Origin of the sequence: Treponema putidum (assembly GCF_024401155.1) — a bacterium.
GTDB classification, from domain to species: Bacteria; Spirochaetota; Spirochaetia; order Treponematales; family Treponemataceae; genus Treponema_B; species Treponema_B putidum.
Window position 1 is genome coordinate 2,589,228 of the sequence record NZ_CP038804.1, and the last position, 12,110, is coordinate 2,601,337.

Consider the following 12,110-nt stretch of genomic DNA (forward strand, 5'->3'; position numbering starts at 1 on the left):
AACATTTTTTTTTTTGATATAATAGTAGTCGAGTGGAAAATATAAAAAAAAGACGCATCATAGAAATTATCGTTTTTCTCGCAATAGTTGTAAGCTCTTTGATAGTGTTTTATCCGGCAGCCAAAGCTCTGGAAGAGAGGCTTGTACATGTGCGGGATAATCTTATAAAATCTGTGGAAGAAGAATTTGAAATAAAGATTACTTATGCTTCCATATCCCCTTCTTTTTTTGATAGAATAAAAATAAGGGATGTGAATATTTACAATGCTGCAACAGAGCAAAAAATAGCACATTTTTCACTGCTTTATCTTGATTATAGATTATATTCGTTAATTAAAAAAGATTTTACTTCCGCACTTGTTTCTTTAGGTATTTATGACGGAGTTATAGATTTTAATATCGAAAAAAATAAGAATATTTTAAAAAAATTTGACACACAAGAAATTTCATCAAGTGTAGAAAAAGAAGATCAAAAAAAAGTTAAAAATACCGAACCCGATACGGTAGATATATTAAAAATTGTTGAAGAAAATTTAAAAAACACAAAAACTATTAAACCTGCAAAAATTGAATTAAAAAATATTGCATTAAATTACAGTAATAAAAATTCAAATATGAATTTTTATACCTCAAGCGGGAGCTTTGCATTAAATTCCGATAAAATTGATTTTTATATAAATTCAAATATTCGATATAATAATTTTGTAAAAGCGGATTTGCCCGAATTCAGTACGGCTGTGAATATAAACGGGTCGGTTTATCCTGCAACCGTTTCTGCTTCATCAATAATAAATTTTGCAGATATTAAAATCGGAAATATTTATATTGATAAATTTTCGATTTTTGCATCATATTTGAATAAAATAGCCTCTATTACAACATTGCAGGATATTCAGCCTATTGATGTAAAAGGTTCTTGGAATACGGCGGACAATAAAGGAAACATAAATATTGAATGCAAAGATTTGAAACCTCTTTTGTTGATTTCTCCTTCTGAAGAAATAAGTCTCCTTAAAGAATTAAAAGATGCAGCATTTACCGGAAATTTTAATTTAAGTTTTTCTGCGGCTGAAAATTTTTTATGGGATACGGTCTTTTCGGTTAAATTGCCCAAATTCAATATATCAGGCAACAGGATTGAAGAATCCGTTCTCAGCTTTAAAATTGGAGGAGACGGCAATCTTATAACCTTACAAAAACTTCAATTAAATAATTCGGATATAAATGTGTCTGCACAAGGTTCTTATAAGATTAAAGAAATCGCTCCCGATTTTAATTTTAATATTTCAAAATTTAAATTAGGATCGGGAGAAAATATCGCAATGCGTTTAAATGTCTTCTCGGAGCAAAATAAAATTTTTTCTAATATTCCCTATCTGGAGATTGGAAAAGCTCAACTGAAAGATATTGCGTGTGTACTTGAAAAAAAAACGGGAAAAACCGACATATACATATCGGGGAAAGATACTAAGGGGGCTTTTAGCCTTGACGGAACATGGTCTCATCCTGTATCTGATGCCGAAAAAAATGTTAAACAAAACATGGGGTATTTGGAACTTCATGGAGCGGTTGATGCGATCAGCATTGAAAACATTTACAATGGAGTAAAGGCTGTTACCGATGTTAAGGTGCCTGCAAAAGAGTTTTTAGAAGACTTTATTTCTCCCGTTCAAATGACCAGCGAGTTTTATTTATCAAGCGACTTTAAACATTTTTCATATAACATAATCCAGACTGTTCTTGCTTCAAGTTCGAAGAATGGATTCTACAGTCTTTTTTCTCTTCAAGGAAATGAAACTTCTTTTGACATCAGCAATATTGATATTCTTTTTAACAAAATAAACCTGCGCGGTAATGTAAGTTCCTCTTTTGAAAATGAAGGAATGGTTTTTGATTCTCTTTTGACTTTAAACGATATAAGCTATAAGGTTTCCGGCTTAATGACTGATGAAGTTATAAGTGTTTATGGAGATTACGGTTTAAATGTAAATGTGTTAAAAGATTTACATAAAAATATAAAGGGAACGATACAGGTAAAAGAGCTTCCCGTTCCCTTTATAAATTCCATATTTTCCGCCGACACAGCCTTTGAATACAAAAATCAAAAAGACTGGATGATCACTTGCAATTATGCAAAACTTGAATACCTTGAGCCTGATATTACAAAAACGGATGACACTTTAGAGTTTTATACCGAAGGTTATGTCAAACCCGATGAGGCTTTTTTTCATGATGTAAAAGCCGGTATAAAAAATAAACAGCTCGAAGGTACCGCTGCCTTTAATGTTCTTCCTGTTTCGGATGAAAAAATCAATCAATATGCAGTTAATCTTTCACTTACGGATAAAAACAAAACGGAAAGTTTAATCTTTAATTCTTCATTTACTTTTTCCGACAAGGTTTATTTTGACGGTACATGTAAAATAAAGGATATATCGCTTAATCGTTTTTTAAAAACACAAAAAGGAGAAAACAAAGCAGATGCAGAATTTATATTTCTTGGAAATCAAGAAGCCCTTTCAATAAAAACCGATTTAAAAAAAATATCGTTTAATCTAAATGGGCAAAATCTTGAGGGCATGGCCTCGGCTTTTATCGACAACAATAAAATAAGCCTTTATGACTCCTCCTTGAAATGGGGTATTCACAATATAAATAAAATTGAAGCCTCTATCAGCCCGTCTGAACAAAAAGGATTCTTGAGCTTTTTATATGAAGCTGATTTAAAAGAACAGAATAATAATGAAAATCTTGATACTAAAGCCTCATTTTATTTTGATTTTATGTCTAATGCAGATAAAAATAATGAAAATAAGAATACTATAGAAAAAACTCTTAGTATGACTTCTCATTTTAATATAGATATGAAAATATCGGATTGGATACTTGCAGGAAAAAAAGGCGATTCGGATATAAAAGCCTCATTAGTAAAGGAACCTAATATTATAGCCCTATATGCCGGAAACAATGATGAGATATACGGCTTTAAAACCGATGATGGAATTGTTTCGCTTCATATAGATGAATCGTTTCCCTTCCATCTGAATATTGATGGTATGTTTACCGAAAATGATATAAACCTCGCTGTAACAAACATAGGTATAGACCTTGCTCCGGTTATAGATATTATCCCTAATAATGATATTATAAAGTTTTCTGCAGGAAAACTTACCGGTAGCCTTCAGATAAGCGGTACCCAAAAAGACCCGCTTTTTTACGGAGAACTTAAAGGTGAAAAATTATTTTGTACGTCTCCTAACTATAGTCCTGATACCTATGGCCCTGTAGAAGTGCCGATACACATTGACGGTACAAATATGTCCATCCCGTATACAGTTCTGCATGGCAAGATTGGAAGCCTTTGGGGCGAGGCTAAATCGGAATTTATCGGCTGGGTTCCATATTATACGACGGTAAACTGCGGAATTCTTGAAAATACGCAGGCCCTTATAAGAACAAAAAATATAGCCTTTCATGCGGACGGAAGAGCCGAAGGGAAAATAAAACTTGAAATAAATCCGGAAACCATTGCATTGACAGGTGATGCTTATTTTGATAAAGGATACTTTTCAGTTCCGTTTGCTGATTTACAAAAACAAAAAGAAATATCCTTGCAAACCCAAAATAAAATCGTTTTTTACATGAATTTGAATTTAAATTTGGGAAAAAAGTCCGAATTTAGGTTCCCATCAACTGAGCTCCCTATTTTAAGGGCTCTTGCTTATACTGAAAATGAACCTTTTAACTTAAACCTTGATACAGGTACAGAAAAATTTGAAATGTCCGGTTCTGCAAAAATTCGTACTGGCGAAATATTCTACATAAAAAGAAACTTTTATATAAAAGAAGGAGAAATTAAAATCCTTACAACGCCTTTTCAACAGATTGAGCCTATGATAACCGTCAGAGCCGAAATAAAGGATAAAATGGCTGACGGCCAGCCTCTTACAATAAACTTGGCTGCAAAAGATCAGCCTCTCGATATTGAACGTTTTAGGCCTGTAATTTCAACATCCCCTCCAATGGCAATGTCCGATTCCGATACGATGAACTTGATGGGGCAGGTAGCTTTGGGAGATTTAAAAAGCGGTAATATTTTAAAAGAAACACTACGCAATACCTCCGATATTTTAGCAAATATGGGTATTATGAGAGGAATTGAACAAGAAGCTAGAGACCTTTTGCATGTAGACGTATTTTCCGTAAGGAGTCTCCTCATACAAAATGTTATTTTGGAGAATTTATTTAGGACTTCAAAGGATAAGCCATTGACAATCGGTAACTATTTTGATAATACAAGTGTTTATATTGGTAAGTATTTTGGTTCTGCCATATATGCTGATGCAATGCTGCATCTTAGCTATTACGATCCGCTTTCTACAAACACAGATGCAGTTAGAAAACCCGTTTACGGGAATTTACTGTTTCAGCCTGAAATAGGTTTTGAAATGAATACTCCGTTTGTTATGCTTAGATGGCACATAACTCCCAGCAGGCCTGATTCTTTGTTTGTGTCCGATACAGGATTGACACTGTCATGGAAATTTTCTTATTAATTAAGGGGATAAAAATGTTGAAGAAAAAAATTATAGGTTTTATTCTAATCTTGTTTGCTTTAAACTGCTTTGCTCAAGAACCTGAGGGCTGGTATAATGGAAAACCTGTTTTAGAGATTCAGTTCAAAGGCTTGGAAAATATTGAGGCTTCAGAATTAGATGAAATCTTCAAGTCATATAAAAAAAAGCCTTTTTCCGATGAACTTTATTGGGAAATCTTACAAAAAATCTATGCTCTGGATTATTTTACCGATATTGTTCCTAAGGCTATACCGGCCGACGACAAATATCAATATGTCTTTTTGCAATTTACAGTTAAAGAAAAACCTGCCATAAAAGATATTATTTTTATAGGAAACAACAATGTAAGAAAGGCCGATTTGCTTTCGTCTATCAAGCTAAAAAAAGGTGATATATTTAATGAAATCAATGTGAAAAATGCCGAAAGAACCTTAAAGGCCTTTTATATCGAAAAAGGTTTTACAAAAGCCGAAATAACAAGTAAAATTTCTGAAGATAAAGAAAAAAACAGCATAAATGTAGAATTTTCCGTCAATGAAGGTAAAATGTCGGTTATAAGCAAAATACTTTTTGAAGGAAATTCAAAATTTCCCGAAAAAGCTTTAAAAAAAGTACTTGCTTCTAAGGAGTCATGGCTATTACAAAAAGGCTTTTTTAGAGAAGAAGCCTTACAAGACGATAAAAGCGCAATTAAATTATTTTATGGAGAACACGGTTATATTGATGCCCATGTTGAAACTATAAAAAAAGATATAGATACGGAATCCGATCCGCAAAAAGATCAAATTACTCTTACATATGTAATAATGGAAGGGGAACAATTTACATATACAGGCACCGATTTTGAAGGAAACTATATTTTTTCTACTAACGAGTTAAGCGAAAAAATTAAGCTAAAAAAAGGTGATATTTTTAACTTAAGAAAATTTGAAACAGGGTTTGGAGATATTGCCAACTTATATTTTGAAAACGGTTATACCGGTAACTATATAGACAAAAAAGAAAACCGTAATACATCGACAAAAGAAGTAGGTTATACAATTATAATTGTGGAACGCGAAAGAAGCCATGTCGAAAATATTATAATAAAAGGAAATACCAAAACTAAGGAAAATGTCATTTTAAGAGAAATTCTACTAAAAGAAGGTGATGTATTTTCTAAAACCAAACTAATGAATAGTTTTAGAAATTTAGCCAACCTAAGATATTTTTCTGCTGTTTTACCCGATGTTTTACCCGGCTCGGAACCTGATCTTGTTGATGTTATCCTCAATGTTGAAGAACAATCAACCGCCGGAATTCAATTCGGTGTTACTTTTTCAGGTTCACCGGATCCGGATACCTTTCCTATGTCCGTATTTGCACAATGGGAAGAAAAAAACTTGTTTGGGACAGGAAGAGAACTGTCGGTTAATGTAAATGCTGCAAGCGATACGCAAAGCTTAATTCTAGGTTTTACGGAAAACTGGTTTTTAGGTAAACCTCTTTCGGTAGGGTTTGATTTTTCAATATCGCATAAGACGATGTATAGTTATCAGGACTTGAACTATAATAATATAGCCGATCCTTTCTTTACTGAATCGGAATTTAATTCTAATTCTTCATTGGCAGATGCATTTAAAATGAAATATGACAAACTGGAATTCGGTGTAGGAATGAACTCAGGATATAGATGGTTTCCAAAATTTGCCGTTATAACCCTTAGGGGCGGGCTAAATTTCGGTCTTGTCAAAAACTTTTATGATAATAATCTATACAGACCTGTTGACGAAAAAGTTAGAAAGCAACAAGAAAGATGGGGCTTAACTAATTCTTTAAAGGTAAAACTGTCTGTAGATGATAGAGATATTACATATGATCCTTCTAAAGGATGGTTTTTAAGCCAAGAAGTAAGTTTTTTCGGCCTTATACCAAAAATTGAAGATGAGTACTTTTTTCAGTCGGACACAAAGGGAGAATTTTATATTACACTTTTAGACTACCCTGTAAGCGACATATGGAACCTGAAATTTGTTCTAGGTTTTTACTCAGGGTTTTCCTTCCAAGTCCCTCTTGCTCAGCAGTCTATAAGTTTTGAGCGAATGCTCTATATTGACGGATCTTTTAAAGGCCGCGGATGGGTTGGACTGGGGCTTCAAGGAGCCGGAACCGTTATGCAAAATAACTGGGTAGAATTTAGATGGCCTTTAGCTCACGGAATTTTATCACTTGATTTCTTCTTTGATGCCGTAGCTGTAAAAAAGGACCTGAATGACTTAAAAAACTTGAGTATAAACGATTATTATTTTAGTTTTGGGCCGGGACTTCGGTTCTCTATACCACAATTCCCTTTGCGGTTACTACTTGCCAATACGTTTAAGTCTGAAAACGGCAAACCCGTTTGGGGAAACGGAAAAGGTGCTGACTGGAGATTCGTTCTTTCTTTCAATATTCCAAATTTATAAGAGGTTAGATTATGAATAAAAAAGGTGTTTTGATTATTTTTATTATGTTTTTAGTGTCTCTCGGAATCTATGCACAGCAGATTACAAGATTTGCCGTAATAGATACGGGTTTAATATTTGATACTTTTGGGCGCGATGCGAAAGCAGCCCGTGATTATCAGGAAAAAAAGGAAAAATTTGAAAATCAAAAGAAACTTCTTGAGGCTGAGATTATACAGCTTAGACAAAGAAAAGTTAATGCCGAAGCTGACGGACAGGAAGCTGAAGTAAAGAAATATGAAGAAAGGATAAAAAGTAAAATTACATTCTTGTTGGAATATGTAAAAGCTTCAAATGATGAACTCAATATGCTCCGAAAGAATTTAATAAATGATGATGAATTTTACAGCAGCCTTTATGAAGCCGTCCGCCGCGTTGCCGAATCGGAAGGCTACACGATGGTTTTAAGCTATGAACATAATGCCGGAATAATATGGTACAGTCCAACCGTCGATATTACGGAAAAAGTTATTCAAGAATTAAGAAGACAAAGTGAATAAGCCTCAAACGCCCATGATGAGGCAATACCTCAGCATTAAGGCAAAATACAAGGACGAAATACTTTTTTTTAGGCTCGGCGATTTTTATGAGATGTTTTTTGATGAGGCCGTTGAAGTAAGCCGAATCTTAAACCTAACCCTCACAAAAAGAACCGATGTGCCTATGTGCGGAATTCCATATCATGCCGCAAAAATATACATAGCCCGCCTCCTGCGTGCAGGAAAAAAAATTGCAATATGCGAGCAAGTTACGGAGCCCGTCGCAGGAGGATTGACCGAGCGCAAAGTAGTCGAAGTTATTACACCCGGTACCGTTGCAGAAGATGACTTTTTGGAGCAGGGAAGCAATAATTACCTTGCCGCCGTCTATTGTTCAAACAAAAAAACGGAGGGAAACAGCGGCACGGACTACTATACAGGCTTTGCCTATATCGATGTTACTACAGGCAATTTTTTTGCTACATCCTTTCCTAAATCGGACTTTAAGGAACAGTTTTTAAAAGAAATAGGAAGAATAAATCCAAAAGAAATTTTAATCCAGCAATCTCTTCAAAGTGAATTACCGGCTTTAAAGCAAATTCTTTCGGAATTCCCTTCGATGATACAAAACTTTTATCCGGATTGGAGCTTTAACCCCGATCAAGCCGAAAAAAGGCTTTGTTCACTTTTCGGAACCGAAAACTTAAAAGGCTTTTTACTCGATATAGATTCTCCCGAAGTTCCGCCTGCCGGTCTTTTGATTCAATACTTGGAAGAGATTTCAGGCAGGAGCATCTCCCATATTTCGGGTATTAAAATTTATGCTGAAAGTGACTTTGTTTCATTGGACGACTCCACAAGAAAAAATTTAGAGCTCTTATCAAACCTTAGAGACAACAGTACCTCATACAGCCTCTTTGAATCGGTAAATTATACAAGGACAGCAATAGGAACCCGTCTTTTAAGGAGAAGGATAAGCTATCCTCTCCGTTCAAAAATTGAAATAGATAAGAGGCTTGACAAGGTAAACAGTCTTTTTAAGGATGGAAAGGCCTCGGCTATTATACGGGATACTCTTTCTTCCATACTCGATATTGAGCGTCTTGCCGGACGAATTGCTATGAAAAAGACTCACGGAAAGGACCTTCTTGCCCTTAAGCAAAGTCTTAAATCGATAATAAAAATAAACGCATTCATAGAAGAAAAAAAACTTGACTTTTTGCAGCTTAATGATGAAGAAAAAAAATTGCTTAACGAAATCTACGAACTTTTGGAAAGGGCAATTAATGAAGATTGTACAATAGCCTTAAATGACGGAAAACTTATAAAAAAAGGCTTTTCAAAAAAAGTGGACGCAATAAAAAACATAAAAGAAAATGCCCACGAAATTCTTGAAAAATATTTGGATGACGAACGAAAAAAAACAGGTATTAATAATCTAAAAATAAAATACAATAGAATGATGGGTTATTTTTTAGAAGTTTCTTTAGGAAATATCTCGGCTGTTCCGGATTACTTTATCCGCCAGCGTTCTCTGTCGAATGCAGACCGTTTTACCACTGAAACCTTACAACAAATTGAAGATAATATAAATAACTCTGAAGAAAGGCTGATCGAAGCCGAAAAGGATGCTTTTGATGAGGTTTGTTCCGAAATAGGTTCACATCACCGCTTTTTACAAAAACTTGCAGAAGAGGTTGCAGAGCTTGATGTAAACCAATCCTTTGCACAAGCCGCCGTTTTGCACGCTTGGACAAGGCCGGAGCTTTGTGAAGATTCCGGTATTTTGAATATAATCAACGGCCGGCACCCCGTGGTCGAAAACCATCTTAGAGCCGGAGACTTTGTTCCCAACTCCATTGAGCTATTATCCGGAGAGGATGACTCTTATTTAGATGATGATAGGCCGGATTCAGGCCAAGATTCCAAGAGTCCGGACAAAGATTCCAACAAAAATATTCCCTCCTTTGCAGTAATTACAGGCCCCAACATGGCGGGAAAAAGCACTTTTTTGCGACAGACAGCCTTAATCTGCCTATTAGCCCAAATAGGCTCCTTTGTTCCGGCAGAAAAAGCCGTTCTAAGCCCCGTAGATAAAATTTTTTGCAGAGTAGGCGCTACGGATAATCTAGCCCGAGGGGAATCAACCTTTTTAGTGGAGATGATAGAAACAGCCTACATCCTTAATTCTGCAACACGGAACAGCCTTGTCATAATGGACGAGGTCGGCAGAGGAACTTCTATGGAGGATGGGCTTGCCATAGCTCAGGCTGTAAGCGAACACCTCCTTAATACTATAAAAGCTAAGACTCTCTTTGCAACCCACTATCACGAGCTTACCCGCTTGGAGCACAAAAAAATCATAAACCTAAAACTGGATGTACTTGAAGCGGAAGGAAAGATAGTATTTTTAAAAAAGGTCGTACCCGGTGCTGCGGGAAACTCTTACGGCATCCATGTTGCGGGTCTTGCCGGTATTCCTCAAAGCGTTCTAACACGGGCAGAAAATCTTTTATACATGCGAAGCCGGTTCCAAAATGAAGAAAATATCCAAAAAACGGATTCTGCTTTACAAGGAGCTGAAATAGCATCTCTGTCAGCTCCATCTGCAAAAAATTTATCTCTTTTTCCTGAAGAAGAGCTTATCTTAAACGAAATTCTTTCAACCAATCCCGACGAAACGGCCCCAATAAAGGCTTTGCAGCTCATAGCTTCATGGAAAAGCAGACTTTCGGGGAGATAAAAACGTTTTATAGGTAAATGTGCTTGACTTTATATACGGAATAATATATTTTATAAACATATTGGAGTTTTTTTTGATGTTAAAAAGATATAAACTGGTGAGTTTTGCCGCCGTTGCAATTTTTTTTCTTGTGTCCTGTAAAAACAGCTATATATCCGACATTAAACCGAAAAAAACTGTTGGACATGTTACCGAGAGTTCTTTTTTGACTGATGAAATCACCGTTGCACCGGAACCGGTTCCGGTTGAAAATATTGTGGTTGAAGAGACGGTACCTAAGCTTATGCTTATCGGAAATACCTTTAAAATCAAAGCGAAGGCACAGCCCGATGAGGCTACTGATCAAGGCCTTATCTACTCCGTAGATAACGGCAATGTGCACATTGCCGAAGACGGAACGGTAAGAGCTCTTAAAAACGGTTCTGCAACAATAACCATAGCATCAAAAAGTAATAGCGGCATTACAAAGAGAGTTACGGTTACTATTAAAAAAAGGCCAGAAATTGCACTGAATAAAACAGAATTTGAAATTGAGAGTACCGAAGCAAATCCCGCTTTTACGGTAAAAACGCTTCACGGCAAATTGAACTATAAGCCCGAGATAATAGGCGGCGGGGCTAAATGGTTGAGTTTTGACAAAAAAGTCTCTACAGACGAAAGCACAGATACAATAACGCTGATTTGCCAAAAAAACAAAACCGTTTGGGAAAGAAGTGCATATATCAAATTTAAGGATGACAATAATAAATATATTAAAGAGCCGGGCACTAATAAGGATATGGAGGTAAAACTCACCCAAAAGAAGAATGAGCATCCGGTTGTAACAATAAAATGGGTACACGGCATAGATGCCCCGCTCCCTGCTGAAAAAGAAAAAATTGAAATTCCTCATACATATCCCACAGAATACTGGGATAACTCCTATATATTTTTTTGGAATGAATCCGAAACGACAAAATGGTTTAACAACAGAAAGGTAAATAATTTAGGTATAAATACTCCCGACGGCGGGGATACTAATCAATGCTGGGCTAAAACCGCTGCCAATATGCTGGATTGGTGGTTTGAACAAAATAAAACCAACATAGCACGGTATATAGAGAAGGAACCTGTAACAGGTGCCGATGCTGAAAAATATATGTATTTTTATAAACGAGAATTTCAGGATGAGCAGGAAAAAGAAAAAAGCTATATAGCAAATATTTTCAGAACACAAGCCCATAACGGCGGACAAGGCGATTATGCTATGAGCGGACTTATGTGGTACCTATACGGCAATAACAGCGTGTCATCGCCGAAGATTAAAGCCGAAGACCCGTCGTTTATCGGCCCTGCCTTGTTTAAGGATGTGTTCGACAAAGACCATACACCAATCGCCACTGCAATAGGTCACACAAAAAAAGAATTTGAAGATGCACTGAAAAATGCCCTCGATTCCAAAAAAGCAATCGGAATAAATATAAAAGGCACAAAAGGCAGCAGGCTTGCATACGGTCATTGGATAACGCTGTGGGGTGCCGCCTTTGACGAAGACGGCAATATTCTTGCCGTTTACGTTGTCGATAATAATAACAAAGAAAACAGGATATTCCCTTACGGTATACATTATAAAAACGACATCTATACCGGCACCGGCGAAAACAGGCCGTACCTTTTTAATTTTCCCAATAATGCGGCCGACAATGACAAATATATTGAGGAAATAACCACGCTCGATACAGGCGAAGCGCAGTGGGAAAAATGGCTGACGGCACATTAGAATTCAAATCTATAAATTGATTTAACGGCCTTACAAAGCCTGATGATTCGTTTTTAAAAATGGAAGAAA

The 12,110-nt window shown here is 36.0% G+C and carries 5 protein-coding genes; all 5 read left to right on the plus strand.

Translation table 11 applies throughout. The annotated features are described in order from the left end of the window. Nucleotides 1–32 precede the first annotated feature (32 nt). The 5 genes from E4N74_RS11915 to E4N74_RS11935 all read left to right on the plus strand — a co-directional run bounded on the left by E4N74_RS11915 (nt 33) and on the right by E4N74_RS11935 (nt 12,041). Nucleotides 33–4,556: a translocation/assembly module TamB domain-containing protein gene (locus E4N74_RS11915; RefSeq protein ID WP_255817921.1), complete on the plus strand. Its 4,524-nt coding sequence runs from the start codon at nt 33–35 to the stop codon at nt 4,554–4,556. A gap of 14 nt (nt 4,557–4,570) precedes the next feature. Beyond that, nucleotides 4,571–7,021, plus strand: a complete 2,451-nt coding sequence (gene bamA / locus E4N74_RS11920) for an outer membrane protein assembly factor BamA (RefSeq protein ID WP_255805424.1) — start codon at nt 4,571–4,573, stop codon at nt 7,019–7,021. 11 nt (nt 7,022–7,032) lie between these two features. Further along, a complete protein-coding gene (locus E4N74_RS11925) occupies nt 7,033–7,560 on the plus strand; it encodes an OmpH/Skp family outer membrane protein (protein WP_044978363.1) in 528 nt (175 codons plus the stop codon). A gap of 13 nt (nt 7,561–7,573) precedes the next feature. Further along, complete coding sequence (mutS, locus tag E4N74_RS11930; protein WP_044979707.1) at nt 7,574–10,282, plus strand: DNA mismatch repair protein MutS; 2,709 nt, start codon at nt 7,574–7,576, stop codon at nt 10,280–10,282. Between the two features lie 76 nt (nt 10,283–10,358). Further along, nucleotides 10,359–12,041 carry an IdeS/Mac family cysteine endopeptidase gene (locus E4N74_RS11935; protein ID WP_255805426.1) on the plus strand — a complete coding sequence of 561 codons (1,683 nt, stop codon included), beginning with the start codon at nt 10,359–10,361 and terminating at the stop codon, nt 12,039–12,041. The last annotated feature ends 69 nt before the right edge of the window (nt 12,042–12,110 follow it).

Coding starts and splice junctions, on each gene's coding strand:
- bamA (WP_255805424.1), top strand. CDS start 4,571: ATGTTGAAGAAAAAAATTATAGGTTTTATTCTAATCTTGTTTGCTTTA.
- E4N74_RS11925 (WP_044978363.1), top strand. CDS start 7,033: ATGAATAAAAAAGGTGTTTTGATTATTTTTATTATGTTTTTAGTGTCT.
- mutS (WP_044979707.1), top strand. CDS start 7,574: ATGATGAGGCAATACCTCAGCATTAAGGCAAAATACAAGGACGAAATA.
- E4N74_RS11935 (WP_255805426.1), top strand. CDS start 10,359: ATGTTAAAAAGATATAAACTGGTGAGTTTTGCCGCCGTTGCAATTTTT.